A 20,059-nucleotide genomic window follows, 5' to 3' on the forward strand; every position below is an offset into this window, starting at 1 on the left:
GGGTGGGGATCATCGGGGCCTCGGGGTATGGGGGAGGGGAGCTGATTCGCCTTCTTAAGGCTCACCCCGGGGTGGAGCTGGTGGGGTTTAGCAGCCGTAAACACGAGGGAAAACCCCTTTCCTCCGCCTGGCCCCAGCTGTGGGATGAGGGGCTTTTTGCCACCCTGGAGGAAGTACTGGAGAGGGCGGATGTGGTCTTTTTGGCCTTGCCCAACGGGCTTGCCATGGAGCTTGCTCCCAGGGCCTTGAAGGAGGGCAAACGGGTCATAGACCTCTCCGGGGACTACCGGCTTCCTCCGGAGGTTTACGAATCCTGGTACGGGATCCCTCATAAGAGCCCAGGGCTTTACCGGGAGGCAGTCTATGGCCTTCCCGAGCTGCATCGGAAGGAGCTTGGGGGGGCGCGCCTGGTGGCCAACCCGGGGTGTTACGTGACGGCCACCACCTTGGCTTTGGCCCCTCTGGCGGCGGAAGGTGTCCTGCGGGGTGCCTTTGTGGTGGGTTTAAGTGGGGTCTCCGGGGCGGGCAGGGAAGGGGAGGGTACCTTTTTTGCCGAGGTGAACGAGAACCTTAAGCCCTACAAGGTGGGGGGTGTCCATCGCCATATACCGGAGATGGAAAGGAACCTGGGCCGCCTTTTGGCCCAGGGGCGCCCGGTGCGCACCCATGGGCCCCTGGGGGAGGTGCGCCTTTCCTTCGTCCCCCACCTGGTGCCCATGACCCGGGGTATCTTGGTCACGGTGGAGGCGGAGGTGGAAGGGAACTGGAACCAAAAGGCCCTGGACGAGCTTTACCAGGACTTCTACGCCCAGGAACCTTTTGTGCGGATCACCGAGGCTTTGCCGGAAACCAAGGGCACCTATGCTTCCAACCGGGTGGATGTGAAGCCTCTTTATGAAGCGAGAACGGGGCGTGTTATGGTGTTTGCCGCCTTGGACAACCTGGTGAAAGGGATGGCGGGGCAGGCGGTGCAGAACCTGAACCTGATGCTGGGTCTGCCTGAGGAGACCGCACTTCCCAAGGAGGGCCTATGGCCGTGAGGCTTCCCCGGGGTTTTCGCGCCGGGGCTACCCGGGCGGGCATCAAGCCTTCCGGCAAGCCCGATCTGGCCTTGTTGGTTTCCGGTCTTCCTGCTTCCTGGGCCTATGTGGCCACGCAGAACCGGGCTGCGGCCCCCTCCATTCACCGGGGTAGGGCCCTTTATGCCCAGGGTGGGACCTTGCGGGCAGTGGTGGTCAACGCGGGCAACGCCAACTGCGCCACCGGGGAGCGGGGCTTTTTGGATGATCGGCGCATGGCCGAGGTTGCTGCCCTGCGCCTTGGAGTGCCTGCGGAGGAAGTCTTGACTGCTTCCACGGGGGTCATCGGGGTTCCCCTTCCCGTGGAAAAGGTGGAGGCGGGTCTGCCCCAGATAGAACTCACCCCCTATGCCGATGCCTTTGCCGAGGCCATCCTCACCACGGACTTAGTTCCTAAGGTAGCGGAGGCCGAGGTGGAGGGGGCGAGGATCGTGGGTATCGCCAAGGGCAGCGGGATGATCCATCCCAACATGGCCACCATGCTGGCTTTCGTGGTGACGGATGCCGCTTTACCCCAGGAGGCCTTGGGGGAGGCCTGGCGGGGCATCGTGGACCGCACCTTCAACCAGGTGACCGTGGACGGGGATACCTCTACCAACGATCTCGCCCTGGTGATGGCGAACGGGGCTTATGGCGCGGTGCCCCTCGAGGCTTTTTTCCCGGCCCTCGAGGCAGTGGCCCGGGAGCTGGCGAGAAAGATCGCCCGGGATGGGGAGGGAGCCACCAAGCTCATGACCGTGCGGGTGGTGGGGGCAGCCACGGAGGAAGAGGCCAGGCAGGCGGCAAGGACCATAGCGGGAAGCGCTCTTTGGAAGAGCGCCCTTTACGGAAACGATCCCAACTGGGGCCGGATTCTGGCGGCTTTGGGGAACTCTGGGGCCCGGTTTAATCCCCTGAGGGTGAGGATCCAGGTGCAGGGGATTCCCCTCTATGCCGGGGGCGCTCTTCCCTTTGACCGGGAGGCGGCGAGCCAGGCCATGCGGGCCGAAGAGGTGGAAGTTTGGGTAGACCTGGGAGAAGGCCCTTGGGAAGGGATGGCCTGGGGCTGTGACCTGACAGAAGGGTATGTGAGGATTAACGCACTTTATACAACATAGATAATTGTTCCCACATAGGTGTTCCCTTGACGTTTTAGCATCCATATTCTAAAGTTGATAGTGATCGGGCCAAGCCATAACAGGAGGTCCGATCGGTTAGAAAGGAGGAGCGAATGAAGAAGCTTATCCTAGGAGTTGTCGTAGCTGCGGGTTTAGCACTGGCCCAGGCACCTTATGTGGGAGCGCATGCGGGACTTTTTGGCGGCTCTGGTGTGAACCTCTTTAACGGAGGGCTCCACGCTGGGGTTGCCCTGCAGGGGGGCCTCGAGGTGCGGGGTGGGGTTGATATTACTTCCATCTTGGGGGTCCTCATTCCCGGCGTTAGCGCAGATTTCTTGATGAACCTGAGCATGCCGGGCTCCCCGGTCCTTCCATACGGGGGCTTGGGTGGTAACATCTGGCTTCTTCCCGGGGGCACTGACTTCGGCGTGCACGCAACTTTAGGGGTGAAGTACCCCATTTCTGGAACCCCGGTAACGGCATTCTTGGAAGCTCAACCTACATATGCCCTTGGTGGAGGTGGTGCATTTGTTTATTATCTGAAAATAGGTGCTAACTACGGCTTCTGAGGGAAGCAGGTAGAATAGAGGGGATGCGCGGGCATCCCCTCTTTCTTTTGGTGCTCCTTGCCTCCTGCGCTCGGCCGGATACCGCTTCTCCCGAAATAGGGTTCGTGGAGCCCTTGGGCGGAGCGGTGGCCCCGGGGAGGGAGGTTAGGGTGCAGGGCTATGCCTTCGATCCCTCGGGGGTGGTAAGCGTCCGGGCGAACGGACAAGAGGTCCTTTCCTCTGGGGAGGTGGGTAAGCGGCTGGCTCAGTTTCGCTTCCGCCTGCAGGCCCCGGCCTCCGGGAAGGTGGAGCTTCTCCTGGAAGCGGAGGATGCCCGGGGAAACCGGGGGGAAAAGCGGGTCCCCCTGGTGCTGGATGCAGCGCCTCCCCGCATCGTGGTGGAGCGGGTGGAACGGGAGGGGAGCTTGTACCGGGTTTATGGAAGGGTGGAGGACAACGTCCAGGTGGACCGGGTGGTGGTGCGGGTAGGCGGTCGTTTTAATCCCCTTTCCCTTCCCAAGGAGGCCACGGTGGCCTTTTCCGCGGAGGTGCCGGCCGGGGCTGTGCTGCTTGCGGTGGACGCCGCTGGAAACCGCACCAGCCGGCGCATTCCCTAGGGGCAGGGTGTGGTACACTCCTGGGGGCTATGAGGCCTAACGGCGACACCTTGGCGGACTTGGCCCGAGCGTTGAGGGGAACTCCCCTCGAGGCCAGCCAGGTTCCTAGATTCCGCGAGATCGTCAGGCTTCTCCACCGGCTTCCCCCAGGGCGGGAGCGGGATGGACTTTTGGCCGTGGCCTACCTTAGGCTGTACCAGCTATTGGGCCAGGAGGAGGATTTCCTCAGGGGTTACAGCTATGCGCGCACGGCGAAGCTGGAGCCCGTCCGGCTTATGGGTGAGCGGCTAGGGGAGGGAAAGCGGTGAAGGAGCTTTTGGGTTTGCTGGCGGTGTGGAGCATCGTGCTTTCCGGGTTGGCCCTGGTGACGGGGGTCGTCCTGATCAAGAAGGGGAACAGAGTAGCCCACCATCGGGCCATGTTGACGGCCACTTCCTTGGCCCTCCTTTTCCTGGTGTTCTATCTTGCCAAGTGGGCCCTTCACGGTACCACCGCCTACGGGGGGCCGGAGGCCTGGCGGGGGGCTTACTACTTCCTCCTCATCACCCACACCCTTTTGGCCGCCATCAACGGCCCCTTGGCCCTTTACGTGATCTGGAGGGCTTTTAGGGGGGAGTTCATCCTGCACAAGCGTTGGGCCAGGGTGCTGGTGCCCATTTGGCTGTATGTGGCCGTGTCGGGTTGGGTTATTTACCTGGTGTTGAAGCGCTACGGGGTGGAAACGGGAACTATCGCTTTCTAGCGGGCTCCACCACAATCTTTCCATCCTGAACCCGAGCGATCTCGGGGCCCTGGGTTTCCTGTTCTTCTGGCGCCTGGGCCAAGTGGGGGCCGATGCGCACCTGCTTGGCGGCCAGCTCCAGGGCGAAGATGAAGCGCTCCTCGTCCCCGCCAGCCCCGGCGTGGGCGAGGCCACGCAGCTTGCCCACCACGATCACATCCCCTCCCGCCACCACCTCGGCTCCCGGGTTCACGTCGCCCAGAACCACCACGGTGCCGGGGTGCTCCACCCGTTCGCCGGAACGCAGGGTCTTGCTGAGGACCAGGGTGCCGGCGGGAAGGCGGTTTCTGGGAGGGATCAGGGTAAGGGGCCGGCCTAGCTCCAGGAGGGCTTCCAGCACCTTTCCGGATACAGGCCCGGCCACCTCCACCTCGAGGGGAAGGTCTTCGGGCAGCTTGAGGTTCTGGATTTCTTCCGGGGTTTCCCCCCCATCCAGGCGCAGGGCTAAGGCTTTGGGGGTGGCGCGGAGGCGCATGGGGCTATTCTACCTGGCCTGGGCTTCCTCCACCTGCCAGTAGGCGGCCATGACCTTGCGCACCGCAGGAAGGGCCACGCGGCTTCCCTCCCCGCCGTTTTCAAAGAAGGCCACCACCACCAGGGGAGGGTAGGGGGAGCCAGGTTCAGCGGGGCCGTAACCCATGTACCAGGCGTGCTCGAGGCCCGCCCGCTTGCCTGGGGTTTCCGCGGTGCCGGTTTTGCCGCCGGTGGGCACGGGAAAGCTCCCGAGGATATGGCGGGCGGTACCCTCCTTCACGGTCTTTCGTAGGCCCTCTTGAAGGATTGTCCAGAAACGTCCGGGAATCGGTTCAAGACGGGGTTTCACCTCCCTTGGGCCGAGGCGTTTGACCAGGTGGAGGGTGGGTTTCTCTCCGCTGTTGACGATGGTGGAGAGCATCCGGGCCACCTGGGCTGGGGTGGTGAGGACGGGGCCCTGCCCGATGGCCAGGGAAAGGGTTTCCCCCGGGTACCAGGGTTCTTTGAAGGCCTGCCGCTTCCATGCCCGGGTGGGGAGAAGCCCCGTTCGCTCGGCGATTTCCAGCCCGGTAGCTTCCCCTAGGCCCAGAAGGCGGGCCCTCGCCGCCAGGCGGTCCACCACCCCCAGGGGGTCCTGGGCCACCGCCTGGTAGTACCAGGTGTTGCAGCTCCAGGCGATGGCCTCCTTGACCGTCATGGGGCCCATATCCCGGGCGGCCCAGTTGCGGCGCACCTGGCCTCCAAAGACGATGTAGGGGCTGCACCGGAAGGTGGTGGAGGGGCTCACGTACCCCTCTTCCAGAAGGGTGTAGCTGGTGGCCAGCTTGAAGGTGGATCCTGGGGTGTAGGGTTGCACCGCCCGGTTCAGGAGGGGAAGGTCCTTGTCCTTAAGAAGGGCCTGGACCTCCTGGGGTACGGGCCGCTTGGCGAAAAGGCTCGGATCGAAGGATGGGGCGCTGGCCATGGCCAGAACCTCTCCCGTTTTGGGATTCACGGCCACGATGGCTCCCTTGACCCGGGTGGCGGGGGGAAGACCCTTGGACCTCCGCCCGGCGTTGATGTCGGCCAGGGCTTCCTCCAGGGCCTTTTCCGCCGCTCGCTGGAGGTCCAGGTCCAGGGTGAGGACCACATCCTGCCCCGGGGTGGGTTCCTCCAGGATGGTTTCCCTGAGGCGCTCGCCCCGGACGTTGACCTCCACCGCCTTCACCCCGCGCTTACCCCGGAGGTAGGCCTCGAGGGCAGCCTCGAGGCCTGCCTGGCCCACTTGCTCGTCGGGGCTATATCCCCGCTTCACCTGCTCGGCATTGGCCTGAAGCACATACCCCAGGACGGGGCCCGAGATGGGGTTAGGGTAGGAGCGCTCGATGCGCTCCACCAGCTTGAGGTTCTTCTGCCCAGCGGTGATCTCCGCCAGGGTGGGCAGGAGGTGTTCGGGTACCCCTGCCTTGAGGACCGTGGGGCCTTGGACCTTGGGGAGTTCCTTCAAGCCCAGGAGGGGGAGGAGCCTTTCCTTGAAGGCCACCTCGCCTCCCTCGTACACCAGGTCCACCACCAGCCGGTCCTGGGCGATCACCCGCCCCTTGCGGTCCAGGATGCGGCCCCGGGGGGCGGGGATGCCCTCGGTCTTCAGGTAGTTGCCCTGGCTTCTTAGGGCGTACCGCTCGTGCTCCAACACCTGGAGGTGCCAGGCCCTTAAGGCCAGGAGGCCGAAGGCCAGGAGGAAGAAGAGCATGAGGGCGTAAAGCCGGCTGGTCATGATCGTCGGGAGGAGGGCAGAAGGCGCCAGGCCAGGAGGAGCAGGGGAAGGGTGAAGAGGCCCTCGAGGAGGAGGTCCAGGGGCAAGAGGGAAGGCAGTTCCAGGCGGAGCCAGTAGGCCACCAGGAAGTAGCCCGCCCACTTGGCCAAAAAGGCCCACAGAAAGGAAAAGAGAACCCCAGGGGTCTCTCCCGGGGCCAGGCGGCGGCTTGCCGCATAGAAGGCGTAGCTGGCGCTCAGGAGCCCCACCGCATGGAGGCCCAACAGCCCGTAGCCCAAGAGGTCCTGCACAAGCCCAAGGAAAAAGGCCCAAGGGAGGCCCAGGTAATAGGGAAGGCTACGGGCATAAAGGAGGGCCAGGACCAGGAAGAGGTCCGGGGCCATGAGCCCCGCAGGCCACAGCGCTCCCAAGAGCCCCGATAAAAAAAGAGTCAAGAAGAGGAGAAGCCAGATCATAAGGGCCTCAGCACGATGACCTCCTCCAGAAGGGAGAGCTCCACCAAGGGCTTAACCCACGCCCGTTGCTTAAGGCCTCCTTGGATGCGTTCCACCCGTTCCACCCGGCCCACGGGGATGCCGTCCGGGAAAAGGCCCAAGGGAGCTCCGGTGAGCAGGAGGTCTCCCGGAGCCACCTGGACCGTGGGGGGAAACTCCGCCACCAGGTGGTCAGGGGGAACCCCCCGGGCCACTCCCCGCCCCGGGGCCTTTTCCGGCCGCACGCCCACCTGGCTTTCCGGGTCCAGGAGAGTGCGCACCAGGGCCCGGCGTTCCTCCACCTCCACGATGAGCCCCACCAGCCCTTCCGGGGCGGTCACCGGCATGCCCATCCGGAGGCCATCCCGCTCCCCTAGGCCCAGGATCAGGCGGCGGTAAAGGCCGGAGAGGTCCTCCCCCACCACCGGGGCCACCGCCACCACCCCGGGGGCCTGCGAGGCCTGCACCTTGAGAGCCCGGGAAAGGCGTTCCACCTCGAGGCGAAGCCTTCGATTCTCGCTTTCCAGCTGGGCGAGCTGGGCCTTCAGGGAGCGGTTTTCCCCGTAGAGGTCCTGGCGGTTCAGCAGAATGGCGGAGGCAGCCCTCAAGTTCTGCCCTAGGCGGTGGCCCAGGGCGGGCAGGGGAGCGGTGAGGGGGGAAAGGGTGAGGGAAAGGCGGGGGGCAAGGGGGCGCGTTAGGGCCGCCATCGCCAGGCCCAAGGCCAGGAGGAGGAGGAAGATCCCCCGTCGCAAGGCCACTTCCCTCACGGCCTGAACCCCCTTTCCCAGAGGAGGGCGAAGACCCGGGCCACGGGCAGGCCCACCACCGTGTAGAAATCCCCCTCGATTCCCTCCAGGAGGGCCATTCCCAGGCCTTGGGCCCCGTAGCCCCCTGCCTTGTCCAGGCCTTCGCCGCTCTGCACGTACCAGGCGATTTCTTCTTCGGAAAGGTTGCGGAAGCGGACCCGGGTGGTGTGCACCTCCACCACCAAATCCTGAGGGGTGCGCAGGTAGATGGCGGTGTGGACCTGGTGGGTTCTGCCGGAAAGGAGGCGGAGGAAGAGGTGGTTTTCCACCCGATCCCTGGGCTTGCCGAGGACCCGACCGTCCAGGTCCACCACGGTGTCCGCCGCCAGCACCCACTCCCCCGGTACCTCCTCCCCCTTGCGCCGGGCCAGGACTAGGGCCAGCTCCCTGGGGTCTTGGGGAAGGTCTTCCCCAGCTTCCTCCACCCTTGGGGGGACCACCTTAAGGGGGAAGCCCAGGGCCTCGAGGAGAGCCCTGCGCCTGGGGCTTCCCGAGGCCAGGGTCAGCACTAAAGGGGTTGCCCTTCCCGCCATAACCTTAGGATCTCCTCCCGGTAGCGTTCCGCCAGGGCGGGGCTTTGCAGGATCAGAAGGTTCTCGTTGTTCACCTGCCAGGCCCTGGCGGTGAAGTTGTAGCTTCCCGTGATCACAAAGGTACCGTCGATCACCATCACCTTGTGGTGGAGGGTGTAAGGGTTGCCGTCCTTCCGTACCGCCACCCCGCTCCGCAGGAGGTCGTCTTCCCGGCTATCCCCAAGGTTGCGGGTTTCCAGGAGGACCTGGACCCCCACTCCCCTCCGCTGGGCCTGGACCAGGGCTTCCACCACCTCCCGGTCCGTGAGCACGAAGGCCGCCACCAGGATTTCTTTCCTGGCAGCCCTGAGCCGTTCCAGAAGAGCCTCCCGGCCCAGCGCACCCCCTTTGGGGCTGAAGTAGGCGGTGCCCTCGGCCGGAATGCCCTTTTCCGGGGAAAGGTGGAAGGTAACCGGTTTTCCCAGGCCTTCCTTGGTGCCCTCGAAGAGGGCGGCGAACTCCCCGGCATAGCCTTGGGCCAGGGTGGAAGAAGGCAGGAGGAGGCTGTTTTCGTTGTTCCGGGCGAAGGCATTCCAGGTCATGTTGGTGCTTCCCGTCCAGACCGCCTGCCCGTCCACCACCAAGAACTTGTGGTGCATGAAGCCTTCCCGTTCGTCAAAGCACACGGGAATCCCCACGATCTCCTCGCAGTCCAGGGACAAAGGTCGGATGCGCTCCCGGAGGGCCGCCTGGGGCACGCGGGGGGTTTCCCCTTGCTGGCCCAGGGCCCCACCCACCAGGTAGCGGCGGAAGTCGTTTCGGTAATCGCTTTCCCCGTAGAGCCTCACCCTCACCCCTCGTTTCTCAGCCCTGAGCAAGGCCTTGGCGATCTCCAGGTCGCGAAACTCGTAGAAGGCCCCATCCAGGCTTTCCTTGGCTCCGTCCATGAGGGCGATGAGCCGGGCCTTGGCAGCCTCCCCTTCCCGGGGCATGAAGTAGACCTCCACGCCCCCTGCTTCCACCTGTGGGGGAGGTGGGGGGAGGCCTGGACGGAGCTCCTGGAAAAGCCAAAGGAGGAGGATGACCAGGAGTATTAAATAGCCGGGAACCCCGGCCAGGGTGGGCTTTTTCCGCCGCCTTTTAGTACCCATCCCCATCTTCCCCCTTCACCAGGGCCACCCCACTGGAGGTACCCAGCCGGGTGGCCCCCGCCTCGAGGAGCTTGATGGCGGTTTCCCGGTTGCGGATGCCGCCTGCGGCCTTGACCTGGGCCCGGCCCCGGGCCACCCTTACCAGGAGTTCCACGTCCTCCAGGCTGGCCCCCCGGGGTCCAAAGCCGGTGGAGGTTTTCAGGAAGTCGGCCCCGCCCTGGATGGCCGCCTCGGCCAGGTTTTCAAGATAGCCCCTACGGGGCTGACCCTGGGCTTCAGGGGTGAAGTAGCCTGTTTCCAGGATCACCTTGAGCACCGCCTTGGGTGCTGCCTGGCGCACGGTGCGGACTTCTTCCTCGATATAGGCGTAATCCCCGGCCGAGGCCCGGCCCAGGTGGATCACCATATCGACCTCATCGGCTCCCTGGGCGATGGCCAAGGCTGCCTCGAGGGCCTTGACTTCCTGGGCCTGGTAGCCCAGGGGAAAGCCCACCACGGTTACCAGGCGAAAGGGAGCATGGGGGTAACGCTCCCGCACCAGGGGAACATAGGATGGAGGAATGCAGAGGCCGAAAAACCCGTGTTCCAGGGCTTCCTCCGCCACCTTCAGGATTTCCTCCGGGGTGGCGGTGGGTTTTAAGAGGGTGTGGTCAATGTGGGCGGCCAGGTCCATACCCTGCCATCATACGCAAGGGATGTGATAGGATGAAAAGAGGCCCCTAGCTGGGGCTTTTTTTGAGGTCGAGATGCTGGCTGTGGGAATCGTCGGTCTACCCAACGTGGGCAAGTCCACCCTCTTTAACGCCCTAACCCGGGCACAGGCTTTGGCGGCCAACTACCCCTTCGCCACCATTGACAAGAACGTGGGCGTGGTATCCCTGGAGGACGAAAGGCTTTACGCCCTGCAGAGGGTCTTCGCCAAGGGGGATCGGAAGCCTCCCGTCGTCCCTACCCACGTGGAGTTCGTGGACATCGCGGGCTTGGTCAAGGGGGCCCACAGGGGGGAAGGCCTCGGCAACCAGTTTCTGGCCCACATCCGCGAGGTGGCGGCCATCGCCCACGTGCTCCGGTGCTTTCCCGATCCCGATGTGGTGCACGTGATGGGCCGGGTGGATCCCCTGGAGGATGCGGAGGTGGTGGAAACCGAGCTTCTCCTGGCCGATCTCGCCACCTGGGAAAAGCGGCTTGAGCGGCTTAGGAAGGAAGCCCGGGCCAACCGGGATCTGGTCCCCACCCTCGAGGCGGCGGAAGCCCTTTACACCCACCTGCAAGGGGGAAAGCCCGCCCGCACCTTCCTCTTAAACGGAGAGCAGGGAGAGGATGCCGAGCTTCGCCGCCTGCTTAAGGAAACCCCCCTCCTTACCGCCAAGCCGGTGATCTACGTGGCCAACGTGGGCGAGGAGGACCTACCCGAGGGGGAGGGCAACCCCCACGTGCAGGCGGTGCGGGAAAGGGCCAAGGCCGAGGGGGCCGAGGTGGTGGTGGTTTCCGCCCGGCTGGAGGCGGAGCTGGCCGAGCTTTCCCCAGAGGAAGCACGAGAGCTTCTTGCCGCCTACGGCTTAAGGGAAAGCGGCCTCCAGCGCCTGGCCCAGGCGGGGTATAGAGCCCTTGGCCTCATCACCTTCTTTACCGCCGGGGAGAAGGAGGTGCGGGCCTGGACGGTGCGCCGGGGAACCAAGGCCCCGGAGGCGGCGGGGGAGATCCACTCCGACATGGAAAAGGGCTTCATCCGGGCTGAGGTCATTCCCTGGGACAAGCTGGTGGAGGCTGGGGGATGGGCCAAGGCCAAGGAAAGGGGTTGGGTGCGCCTCGAGGGCAAGGAGTACGAGGTCCAGGATGGGGATGTCCTCTACGTCCTCTTCAACGTGTGATCCCATCCGGGCTTGGCCGAGGCCAACCTAATGGGGATTTGACGGGAGGTCCTCTTTGCCCTACAATCTGGGTGGCTTTGCCCCTTAGGGCAGACATCTTGTGCGCTGGGGCGTCGTCTAATGGCAGGACAGCGGACTTTGGATCCGCCGGTCGTGGTTCGAGTCCACGCGCCCCAGCCAGATTTTTTCACATCCTTTTCGCAACCCTTAGATAAACTGGCCCCGTGGCGACGGATTATCCGGGGCTTCTCCTATTAAGCCGCAACGATGCCCTGCGGGCCTATGTGGACCTGGTGCTTTCCGAGCGGGGCATCCCCGTCCGCCACTTTGACCTGGCCCGGGAAGGCCTCTTTTGGCTGTTGGACCACACGCCCAGGTATGTGCTTTTGGACCAGGATCTGGACGTGGATCCCTTTGCCGTGGCCGCGCGCATCCGGCATGTGCGCCGGCTTAAGGAAGTGCCCTTGGCGGTGCTCATAGAGCCCACCGAAAAGCTTAGGACTACCGCCGAGGTGGTGCGGGTGATGGCCATAGAAAAACCCCTCACCCGGGACAAGCTATTCCGCTTTTTGGGTTTGGGGTAGGCCCATGTAAACTGAGGGCCGTGCGGGTGTTCCGCTTCCTCCTCCTGTCCCTGGCCGGCCTTTTGGCGGGAGCGGTCCTGGCTTTAGGCTATCTGGCCTACGCCTACACCCGTGACCTTCCCGACCTCTCCCAGTTTGATCGGCTGCGCCTCACCGCCACCTCCACCCTCTACGCTCGGGACGGCACCCCCTTGGCCCAGATTGCCAGCGTGGAGGAGGGAAGGGCCATCCACCGGAGCCTGGTGCGGCTTTCTGAGGTTTCCCCGGCGGCGGTGGCGGCGGTGGTTTTTTCGGAGGACCGCCGGTATTTCCAGCACTATGGGGTGGATTTCGTGCGCCTTCTAGGGGCTCTCTACGCCATCCTTCGGGGGGATCTTCAGGGGGGGAGCACCATCACCACCCAGGTGATCAAAAACACCCTCCTCAAGGAGCTGGCCCAGGCCCGTTCCCTGGAGCGCAAGTTCAAGGAGTGGGCCCTGGCCCTCGAGCTGGAGAGGCGCTACACCAAGGAGGAGATCCTGGAGATGTACCTGAACGTGGTGCCCTGGGGAGGCAACGCCGTGGGCATCAAGGGGGCGGCGGAAGCCTATTTCGGTAAGGACCCTGCTGCCTTGACCCTGGCGGAAGGCCTCTATTTGGCCTCCCTGATCCCGGCTCCCAACGCCCGCTACCAGGACCTCAAGGGGGTGCGGGAGCGGATGCGCCTGCTTCTGGACCAGATGGTGGCCGAGGGCTGGGTGAGCCCTGAGGTGGCCGAGGCTGCCTGGCGGGAGCCCCTTGTCCCCAAGGGGTGGGAGGTGCGCTACGACGGGGAGGGGAACCTCCAGGAGGCCAGGCTGATGGATCCCGAGGCCCGCATCCTCAGGCAGCTGGACTACCGGATGGCCCCCCATTTCGTCCTCGAGGTGCGCCGCTTCCTCGAGGCCCGCTTCGGGAAGGAAAAGGTCTACGGCGAGGGGGGGCTTAAGGTGTACACCACCTTGGACCCAGCCATGCAACGGGCGGCGGAGGCCGCGGCCAAGGGAGCCAGGCTGCCGGAGGGGGCGGAGCTGGCCATCGTGGGCCTGGATCCCGAAACGGGGGAGGTGCTGGCCCTGGTGGGGGGGGTAAGGCGGGAGGGGGATGAGTACAACCGGGCCACCCGGGCCCTGCGCAACCCCGGGAGTGCGGTGAAACCCTTTGTCTACGCCACCGCCTTGGAGGAGGGCTGGACCCAGGCCACCTTGGTTCCCGACCGCCCCCTGGAGTTTCCCGATCCCAGCCAGAAGGGAGGGGTATGGCGGCCCAAGAACTTCTCCGGCACCTTCCTTAACCGGGAGATCACCGTGCGCTATGCCTTGGACCTCTCCCTCAACCTGCCCGCCATCTACACCGCCCAGGCCATAGGGGTGGAGAAGGTGGCGAGAAAACTGTCCCAGGCGGGTTTTGCGGTGAAGTATCCCACCCTGGCCATCGCCATCGGGGGAGCCTCCATCACCCCGGTGGACCTGGCGGCAGCCTATGCCGCCTTTGCCAACGGGGGTTACCGGGTTACTCCCATCTACGTGAAGCGGGTGGAGGATGCCCAGGGGCAGGTGCTTTACCAGGCTCTCCCGGAACGGCGGCGCCTCTTTGATCCCCAGGTGGCCTACCAGGGGTGGGACCTCCTGAAGGGATATGTCTACGACCTGGGGGAAAAGGGTCTGGCCAAAGGGGCCCGCATCCCCGGGCGGGTGGTGGGGGGAAAGACCGGCACCACCAACGAGGCCCGGGACCTTTGGTTTGCCGGGGTGACCCGAGGGCTTTCCGCAGTGGTCTGGGTGGGCCGGGATGACAACAAGCCCTTGCGCATGGGAGGGAGGGAGCCTTCCAGCTCCGTGGTCAATCCCCCCATCTGGCGGGAGTTCGTGGCGGGGGCCCTGAGGGGAAGGCCTGGAGGGGATTTCCCCCCGCCTGCGGGCCTGGTGCAGGTGGGGATGGATCTCCTCTCGGGCCAGCCTTCCCAGGAAGGGGTAAAGGTCTGGTTCCCCCAGGGGAAGGTACCCGTGCTCCCCTTGCAGGCTTCGCCCTCGGAGGGAACTGGGCTTCTTCAGGAAGCCCCCCCGGCTGGGGTGGGGCCTACGGACTACCCTCCGGGTTCTAACGAGGAGGCTTCCCCTACTCCCCCACCCGGGCAGTGAGGACCTCGAGGAGGAGGCTGTGCTGGAACGCGTGCGCATCGTCTTGGTGGAACCCCAGGAGCCCATGAACGTGGGGGCGGTGGCCCGGGCCATGCGGAACTTTGGCCTTTCGCGGCTTTACCTGGTGAATCCCTCGCCCCGGGTGGGCCCTCCGTGGGCCCGGGAGGCCTACTGGCTGGCGGTGCATGCCGAGGAGGTGCTGGACCGGGCGGTGGCGGTGGAAAGCCTCGGGGAGGCCCTCGAGGGGGTGAGCTTCGTGGTGGCCACCACGGGAAGACCCCGGGAGCTTTACCCGGCCCCGGTGGTGACGGCCCGGGAGGTGCCGGCCCACGTGCTTTCCGTAAAGGGAGAGGTTGCCCTGGTCTTTGGCCGGGAAACCTTTGGCCTCACCAACGAGGAGCTGGACCTGGCCCACCTCATCGGCACCATCCCCACCGCTCCCGAGCAGCCTTCCTTGAACCTGGCCCAGGCGGTGGTGGTCTTTGCCTACGAGCTTTACCAGGCCTGGTTGCAGCAGGGCAGTACGGTATCCCAGGAGGAACTGGCGGATGTGGCGGCCCTCGAGGGATTCTTCGCCGATTTGGGGCGGTATGTGCTGGAGATCGGGTTCACCGACCAACACCGCCACCCTTACGCCATGCGCCGCCTGCGCCGCATCTTCCACAAGGCCCGGCTTTCCCCGGGGGAGGTGCAGCTTCTCAGGGGGCTTCTGCATCAAAGCCGGTATGCGGTAGCCTCCGCCCTGAAAAAGGAGGGTACGAAGGGGAAGGATGGCTAGCCACAGCCTTTACCGATTGGTGCGCTTGGCCCAGCGGCTTTTACCGCCCCTGATCGCTTCGGTGGTGGTGGTCTTTGAGCTGGCCCTTCTGCCCTACCGGCACGTGGATAGCCTCCTCTGGCTACGGCTTGGCTTTTACGGCTTGGTGGGGCCTCTGGTCACCTATGCGGTGCTGGAGTGGATCGCCCAGGAAACCCTGGAGAAGGTGCGGGCGGAAAGGGCCTTGGAGGAGGCGAACCGCCGCCTTTTGGCGGCAGGGCGGGTGTTCCGCGAGGCCTTGGAGAGCGAGAACCTCGAGGAGGCGGTCTCCCGCATCGCCCGGGCTTTGGGGGAGACTTTGGGGTACCCTGTGGCCCTCGAGGCCGAGGGGGTCCATGCCGGGGAGGAATGCGGGGGGATGCGGGTGGAGCTTCCGGGTTTGAAAGGGTACCTGGAAGCCTGCCCTCCGGAGCCGGAACGGGTGTTTTTGGAGGTGCTGGCCCACGAGGTGGCGGGGGCCCTGCAATCCGTGGTGGCCCGAAGCCGGGACCGCCTTACCCTCTTTGAGGTGGACCAGGCCCTCAAGGCGGAGGCCAACCTGGACCGCCTCCTGGAAGGGCTTCTGGAGCGCATCCAGGCCTGGGCGGAGGCGGAGGGGGGTGGGGTTCTCCTGATGGACGAGGAGGGGTTTTTAGTACCCCGGGTGGTGCGGAACCTGGCCCTGCCCTCCCATCCCTTCCTGCCGGATGGCGTTTGGAAGGGGAGCCTCGAGGGGCCGGTGTTCGTGGATGAGGAAACCCTGGCCCTGCCCCTAAAGGCCAGGGAGACGGTGGGGGTGCTGGTCCTCAAGGGCAAGGGCCTTTCCCGGCGGATTCCTTTCCTCTCCTTCCTGGCTTCCCAAGTGGCCTTGGCGGTGCGCAACGCCCAGGCGTACCTGAGGGCGGAGGAGCTGGCCATCAACGAGGAGCGCACCCGCATCGCCCGGGAGATCCACGACGGCATCGCCCAGAGCCTGGCCTTCATGGCCTTGAAGCTGGATCTGGCGGAGAGGCTTCTTGCCAAGGACCAGGAGGCGGCCCTGAAGGCCTTGGCCGAGGTGAAGGAGACCCTGAGGGCGCAGATCCGGGAGGTGCGCCGGAGCATCTTCGCCCTAAGGCCCATCGACCTGGAGCGCTACGGCTTCCTGGAATCCGTGCGCCGCTACGCCCAGGCCTTCGCCGAGCAGGCGGGCTTTCGCGTGCAGCTTTCCCTACCGGAGGGAGTGGGGCTTTCCCAGGCCAGCGAGCTGGTCCTCTTCCGGGTTCTGCAGGAGGCCCTCACCAATGCCGCCAAGCACGGCAAGCCCAGCCGGGTGGAGGTGGAACTCCTCCCCTTGGGGGAGCGGGGGGCGCGGCTGGTGGTCCGGGACAACGGGAGGGGGTTCCAAAACGCCGAGGCCCAGGGCTTAGGTGGGTTTGGCCTCACCCAGATGCGGGAGAGGGTGGAGGCCCGGGGTGGGCGTTTCCAGGTGCGTTCGGAGCCGGGAAAGGGCACGGAGGTGGTGGCGGAGGTTCCTTACTGAGGACCTGCTTATCATGGGAGGCATGGACCGTCCCGTACGGGTGCTTTTTGTCTGCTTGGGGAATATCTGCCGAAGCCCCCTGGCGGAAGGAGCGTTCCGCAAACTCATCCGGGAGAGGGGCCTCGAGGCCCGGTTTGAGGTGGATTCCGCCGGCACGGGGGCTTGGCACGCCGGGGAGCCCATGGATCCCCGGGCCCGCAAGGTGCTGGAGCGGGAAGGGGCCTACTTCCCCCATGTGGCCCGGCAGATGACCCGGGAGGATGCCCTCCACTACGACCACATCCTGGTGATGGACCGGGAGAACCTGGTGGAGGTGCAAAGGCGTTTCCCCGAGGCTAGGGGGAAGGTGCGCCTCCTCCTGGACTACCTGGGCGGGGGGGAGGTGCCGGACCCGTACTACGGGGACCTGGAGGACTGCCAAGAGGTCTACTGGATGGTGGAAGCGGCTGCCAGGGCTTTCCTGGACCGCCTTTTGGGGGAGGATGGACCCCAGGAAACTTCTTGAACGGGCGGGGCTTGAGGCCAAGGGTGTGCCTCAGCCCCTCTACGGCGGGGATATTTCCCGGGTGTACCGCCTGGGGGCCTATGTGGTGAAGCTTGCGCCGAACCCACCTTTAGGCTTCTTCCCCGCGGAAGCCCGGGGGCTTAGGGCCCTGGCCGAGCGGGGGGTGCGGGTGCCCCGGGTATTCTTTGCCTCGGAAGAGGGATTGGTCCTGGAATATCTGCCGGAAGGACCACCCGATTGGGAGGGCCTGGCCCGCATGCTGGCGGGGCTACACCGCCAGCGCGAAGCTGTCTATTGGGCCGAGGCGGGGTTTTTGGGCACCTTTCCCCTGCCGGGCGGGGAGGGGAGGGAGTGGACGGAGTTCTTCTTTTCGCGGTGCATAGAGCCTCTCTTGCAGGCCACTTGGGACCGCCTCGAGGGCCTTGGTCCCAGGGTGGAAGCCCTCTTTCAAAGGCCCCTGCCCGCCGAGGGGCCTGCACCCCTGCACGGGGATCTTTGGCACGGCAACCTTCGGTTTACCCCGGAGGGGCCTGCCCTCTTGGATCCCTCCTTTTTCGTGGGGGAGCGGGGGGTGGACCTGGCCATGATGCGCCTATTCGGAGGGTTTCCCAAGGCTTTCTGGCAGGCTTACCAGGCACTATACCCCATTCCGGAGGAGGTGGAGGAGGCCCTGCCCCGGTACCAGGTCTACTACCTCCTGGCCCACGTGCACTTCTTCGGCAAGGGCTACCTCGGTTCCCTATGGAAGGCGATTTCCGCCTCTTAGGTCCCATTGACTGGCTGCAACTCCTCGCCCAGGGGGGGAAGACCGGGGTTTTTACCGTGGAGGCAGGGGGTGGAAGGGGGGAGGTTTACCTGGAGCAGGGCCGGCCCGTCCATGCGGTGTTCGGGGAGAAGGTGGGGCGGGAGGCCTTGCTGGAGGTGCTGGCGTTGAAGGAGGGGCGCTTTCGCTTCCTGCTTGCCGTGCGACCCCCCTTGAGTTCCCTGGAAGGCCCCCTCGAGGCCTACCTCTTGCAAGCGATCCGCCTCCTGGACGAGCGGGTGGAGGTGGGTCCCTTTGACCTGGTGCGGCCGGGGTCCCGGGCCCAGGCGGTTCAAAGCACCCTGGACCCCGTGGAGCTTTCCCTCCTCCTGGCCCTGGGCAGTGGCCAAAGCCCCCTGGACCTGGCCTCCCGCCTGGCCCTGCCCCTGGGGGAGGTCCTGAGGCGCCTGGGCCACCTGGCCCGGCTGCGCCTGGCGGAGGTGTTCCCCCGGGTGCCGCGCACGGCCCGGCTTCGGGTGGCCCTGGGGCGACAGGGGGCGCAGGTGGATGCCCTGCTGCTTTCCGCTTGGCGGGAGCATTACGGTCCCTTTCAGCGGGTAAGGGTAAAGGCCCAGAAGGAGGTACTCCTTTCGGTGGAAGGCGCGGAGGGCGTAGGGGTGGAGATCCGCCTTGCGCCGGAACTGCTTCTCTTCCACGGGCTTCAGGTGGGGGAGGAGGTCTTGGTGTGGCCGGAAGTGTGAGGCATGGTATCCTTCCCCCATGGCGGAAGCGTTGGTGGCCCTGGAGTCCGCGCTACTGACCCATGGGTTGCCCTACCCCCTGAACCTGCGCACCGCTAAAGCCCTGGAGGAAGCGGTACGGGCCGAAGGGGCCATCCCCAAGACCATCGCCCTGGTGGGGGGAGAGGTGCGCCTCGGCCTTTCCCCGGAGGAGATGGAGGCCCTGGCCCAGGGGGGTGCGGAGAAGGCGAGTCTCTGGAACCTTCCCGCCCTCTTGGTCCAGAAGAAAAGCGCCGGGACCACGGTGGCGGCCACGGTCCACCTGGCCCACCGCCACGGGATAGCGGTCTTCGCCACCGGGGGGATCGGGGGAGTCCATCCCGAGCCCTTTGACGAGAGCGCCGATCTCTTGGCCCTTGCCCGCACCCCCATCCTGGTGGTTTCCTCCGGGCCCAAGGCCATCTTGGACCTGAGGGCCACCCTGGAGCGCCTGGAAACCCTGGGGGTTTCCGTGGTGGGCTACCGCACGGACCGCCTGCCCGCCTTCTTTTCCCCTTCTTCCCCTTTCCCCGTGCCCGCCCGGGTGGAAACCCCCCTCGAGGCCGCCTTGATCCTCCGCAAGTCCCGGGAGCTGGGCTTAGGGGCAGTCCTCCTGGTAAACCCGGTGTCCCAGGGCCTTCCCTACGAGGAGGTGGCCCTTTGGGTGGAGGAGGCCAACCACCAAGCGGCCAGGGAAGGGGTGTTTGGCAAGGCCCTCACCCCTTACCTCCTGAGGCGCCTTTCCGAGCTTTCCCAAGGGGAGACCGACCGGGTCAACGAGAGGCTTCTCCTGGAAAACGCCCGCCTGGCGGCCCGGGTGGCCCTGGCCTTTGCCGGGCTAGAATAGCCTTGTGTGCGAACTGGGGGAAAGGTTAAGGCGGGCCCGGGAGGAGAAGGGGCTTTCCCTTAAGGAGGCGGCGGCGCGGTTGGCCTTGAAGGCCAAGGTGCTGGAGGCCCTCGAGGCCTGCCGTTTTGAGGAGCTTCCCGAGCCAGCCTTAACCCGGGGATACCTCCGGCGCTACGCCCTTCTCCTGGGGCTGGATCCCGAGCCCCTTTTGGCCCTTTATCCCCTGGCCCCCACCCTTCCTCCCCCACCCCCGCCGGCTTCCCGGCGCCCTTTCCCCTGGTTGCTTTTGCTGGCCTTGGCCCTCTTGGGAGCCTTAGGGTATGGGGCCTACCTGGTTTTGCGTCCAGCGCCCGTGCAGACGGTAAGCCTGCCCCCCGAGCCCCCGCCCAAGCCTCCGGAGCGCTATGGGCTTCGGGTGGTGAGCGAGCCCCCGGGAGCCCGGGTGTACCTGGATGGCTTCTACCTGGGCCAGACGCCCTTGGCCTCGCCACCCCTGGAAGGAGGTAGGCGCCTTCTCAGGCTGGAGCTTCCGGGGTACGAGCCGGTGGAGGAGGAGGTGAACCTGGACCGGAACCTCTCCTTAAGTTACCGCCTGGTTCCCAAGCCTTTCCCTGCACCTACTTCTACCAATCCCCAAGTGGAAGTTTCCCCGGGGAAGCTGGTGCTTCGCCTCGAGGGCCGGAGCTGGCTCAGGGTGACCCAGGGGGAGAAGCGCCTGTACGAGGGCATCCCCGAGGTGGGTGCGGAGCTCAGCTTTGACCTTCCGGTGGAGGTGCGCTCGGGGAATCCCGGGGCGGTGCGGGTTTTCCTGGATGGCAAGGACCTTGGGCCCTTGGGGGAGCCGGGGAAGCCCCTTACCCGCCGCTTTGAGGCGCCTTGATGCGGAAGCTTGGAAGGGGGCTATACTGGTTCGTTGGAGCCCCGAGGATGGCCCTTTGGGCTGATGGGGCTCCTGGAGGT

General features: G+C 65.5%; 23 protein-coding genes and 1 tRNA gene. 17 read left to right on the top strand and 7 right to left on the bottom strand.

What is annotated here, in order from left to right:
- The first annotated feature begins 2 nt into the window (after positions 1–2).
- From argC to AC27GT_RS04840, 6 genes are all read left to right on the top strand, one after another.
- On the top strand, positions 3–1,040 hold the full coding sequence (gene argC / locus AC27GT_RS04815; RefSeq protein WP_487223672.1) for an N-acetyl-gamma-glutamyl-phosphate reductase: 1,038 nt from the start codon (positions 3–5) through the stop codon (positions 1,038–1,040).
- Entirely contained in the window at positions 1,031–2,176 is a 1,146-nt protein-coding gene (argJ, locus tag AC27GT_RS04820; RefSeq protein WP_487223612.1) for a bifunctional glutamate N-acetyltransferase/amino-acid acetyltransferase ArgJ, read from the top strand. Before argC ends, argJ begins: the two co-directional genes overlap by 10 nt.
- A 113-nt stretch (positions 2,177–2,289) precedes the next feature.
- A complete protein-coding gene (locus AC27GT_RS04825; protein ID WP_460361582.1) occupies positions 2,290–2,745 on the top strand; it encodes a hypothetical protein in 456 nt (151 codons plus the stop codon).
- Between the two features lie 23 nt (positions 2,746–2,768).
- Complete coding sequence (locus tag AC27GT_RS04830) at positions 2,769–3,341, top strand: hypothetical protein (protein ID WP_487223613.1); 573 nt, start codon at positions 2,769–2,771, stop codon at positions 3,339–3,341.
- Positions 3,342–3,370: 29 nt separating this feature from the next.
- Positions 3,371–3,649, top strand: coding sequence for a hypothetical protein (locus AC27GT_RS04835; RefSeq protein WP_487223614.1), 279 nt, complete (start codon positions 3,371–3,373; stop codon positions 3,647–3,649).
- Entirely contained in the window at positions 3,646–4,083 is a 438-nt protein-coding gene (locus AC27GT_RS04840) for a DUF420 domain-containing protein (protein ID WP_038028931.1), read from the top strand. Before AC27GT_RS04835 ends, AC27GT_RS04840 begins: the two co-directional genes overlap by 4 nt.
- Here AC27GT_RS04840 and minC read toward each other — a convergent pair.
- The 7 genes from minC to deoC are packed head-to-tail and all read right to left on the bottom strand — an operon-like array spanning position 4,070 to position 9,967.
- Positions 4,070–4,597 carry a septum site-determining protein MinC gene (gene minC / locus AC27GT_RS04845; RefSeq protein ID WP_487223615.1) on the bottom strand — a complete coding sequence of 176 codons (528 nt, stop codon included), beginning with the start codon at positions 4,595–4,597 and terminating at the stop codon, positions 4,070–4,072. The two genes, AC27GT_RS04840 and minC, sit on opposite strands and share 14 nt — an antisense overlap.
- A gap of 9 nt (positions 4,598–4,606) precedes the next feature.
- Positions 4,607–6,352 carry a penicillin-binding transpeptidase domain-containing protein gene (locus AC27GT_RS04850; RefSeq protein ID WP_487223616.1) on the bottom strand — a complete coding sequence of 582 codons (1,746 nt, stop codon included), beginning with the start codon at positions 6,350–6,352 and terminating at the stop codon, positions 4,607–4,609.
- Positions 6,349–6,807, bottom strand: a complete 459-nt coding sequence (gene mreD / locus AC27GT_RS04855) for a rod shape-determining protein MreD (RefSeq protein WP_487223617.1) — start codon at positions 6,805–6,807, stop codon at positions 6,349–6,351. Before mreD ends, AC27GT_RS04850 begins: the two co-directional genes overlap by 4 nt.
- Complete coding sequence (mreC, locus tag AC27GT_RS04860) at positions 6,804–7,592, bottom strand: rod shape-determining protein MreC (protein WP_487223618.1); 789 nt, start codon at positions 7,590–7,592, stop codon at positions 6,804–6,806. Before mreC ends, mreD begins: the two co-directional genes overlap by 4 nt.
- Positions 7,589–8,164, bottom strand: coding sequence for a Maf family protein (locus tag AC27GT_RS04865; protein ID WP_487223619.1), 576 nt, complete (start codon positions 8,162–8,164; stop codon positions 7,589–7,591). Before AC27GT_RS04865 ends, mreC begins: the two co-directional genes overlap by 4 nt.
- The gene (locus tag AC27GT_RS04870; protein WP_487223673.1) at positions 8,140–9,294 is read right to left on the bottom strand and encodes a phospholipase D-like domain-containing protein; all 1,155 of its coding nucleotides are present in this window, start codon (positions 9,292–9,294) and stop codon (positions 8,140–8,142) included. Before AC27GT_RS04870 ends, AC27GT_RS04865 begins: the two co-directional genes overlap by 25 nt.
- On the bottom strand, positions 9,284–9,967 hold the full coding sequence (deoC, locus tag AC27GT_RS04875; RefSeq protein WP_015717406.1) for a deoxyribose-phosphate aldolase: 684 nt from the start codon (positions 9,965–9,967) through the stop codon (positions 9,284–9,286). The genes AC27GT_RS04870 and deoC overlap by 11 nt, the downstream gene beginning before the upstream one ends.
- A gap of 73 nt (positions 9,968–10,040) precedes the next feature.
- Between deoC and ychF the strand changes: the two genes are divergently transcribed.
- From ychF to AC27GT_RS04930, 11 genes are all read left to right on the top strand, one after another.
- Positions 10,041–11,165 carry a redox-regulated ATPase YchF gene (gene ychF, locus AC27GT_RS04880; protein ID WP_015717405.1) on the top strand — a complete coding sequence of 375 codons (1,125 nt, stop codon included), beginning with the start codon at positions 10,041–10,043 and terminating at the stop codon, positions 11,163–11,165.
- A 106-nt stretch (positions 11,166–11,271) separates the two neighbouring features.
- Positions 11,272–11,345: transfer RNA gene (locus AC27GT_RS04885), tRNA-Gln, on the top strand.
- Between the two features lie 44 nt (positions 11,346–11,389).
- Positions 11,390–11,749 (top strand): response regulator, encoded by a 360-nt coding sequence (locus AC27GT_RS04890; protein WP_015717404.1) that lies wholly within the window; start codon positions 11,390–11,392, stop codon positions 11,747–11,749.
- A gap of 20 nt (positions 11,750–11,769) precedes the next feature.
- Positions 11,770–13,908, top strand: a complete 2,139-nt coding sequence (locus AC27GT_RS04895) for a transglycosylase domain-containing protein (protein WP_041438457.1) — start codon at positions 11,770–11,772, stop codon at positions 13,906–13,908.
- A gap of 22 nt (positions 13,909–13,930) precedes the next feature.
- Complete coding sequence (locus AC27GT_RS04900; protein WP_156101135.1) at positions 13,931–14,686, top strand: RNA methyltransferase; 756 nt, start codon at positions 13,931–13,933, stop codon at positions 14,684–14,686.
- A complete protein-coding gene (locus AC27GT_RS04905) occupies positions 14,679–16,226 on the top strand; it encodes a sensor histidine kinase (protein WP_487223620.1) in 1,548 nt (515 codons plus the stop codon). Before AC27GT_RS04900 ends, AC27GT_RS04905 begins: the two co-directional genes overlap by 8 nt.
- Positions 16,227–16,239: 13 nt before the next feature.
- Positions 16,240–16,731, top strand: coding sequence for a low molecular weight protein-tyrosine-phosphatase (locus AC27GT_RS04910; protein WP_487223621.1), 492 nt, complete (start codon positions 16,240–16,242; stop codon positions 16,729–16,731).
- A complete protein-coding gene (locus AC27GT_RS04915) occupies positions 16,709–17,497 on the top strand; it encodes a fructosamine kinase family protein (RefSeq protein WP_487223622.1) in 789 nt (262 codons plus the stop codon). The genes AC27GT_RS04910 and AC27GT_RS04915 overlap by 23 nt, the downstream gene beginning before the upstream one ends.
- Positions 17,473–18,234 carry a DUF4388 domain-containing protein gene (locus tag AC27GT_RS04920; protein WP_487223623.1) on the top strand — a complete coding sequence of 254 codons (762 nt, stop codon included), beginning with the start codon at positions 17,473–17,475 and terminating at the stop codon, positions 18,232–18,234. The genes AC27GT_RS04915 and AC27GT_RS04920 overlap by 25 nt, the downstream gene beginning before the upstream one ends.
- A gap of 19 nt (positions 18,235–18,253) precedes the next feature.
- Positions 18,254–19,099 carry a pseudouridine-5'-phosphate glycosidase gene (locus AC27GT_RS04925; RefSeq protein ID WP_487223624.1) on the top strand — a complete coding sequence of 282 codons (846 nt, stop codon included), beginning with the start codon at positions 18,254–18,256 and terminating at the stop codon, positions 19,097–19,099.
- Positions 19,100–19,103: 4 nt separating this feature from the next.
- On the top strand, positions 19,104–19,979 hold the full coding sequence (locus tag AC27GT_RS04930) for a RodZ domain-containing protein (RefSeq protein ID WP_487223625.1): 876 nt from the start codon (positions 19,104–19,106) through the stop codon (positions 19,977–19,979).
- Positions 19,980–20,059 lie beyond the last annotated feature (80 nt).

The sequence above is a fragment of the Thermus sp. KWY1 genome (genome assembly GCF_057547025.1).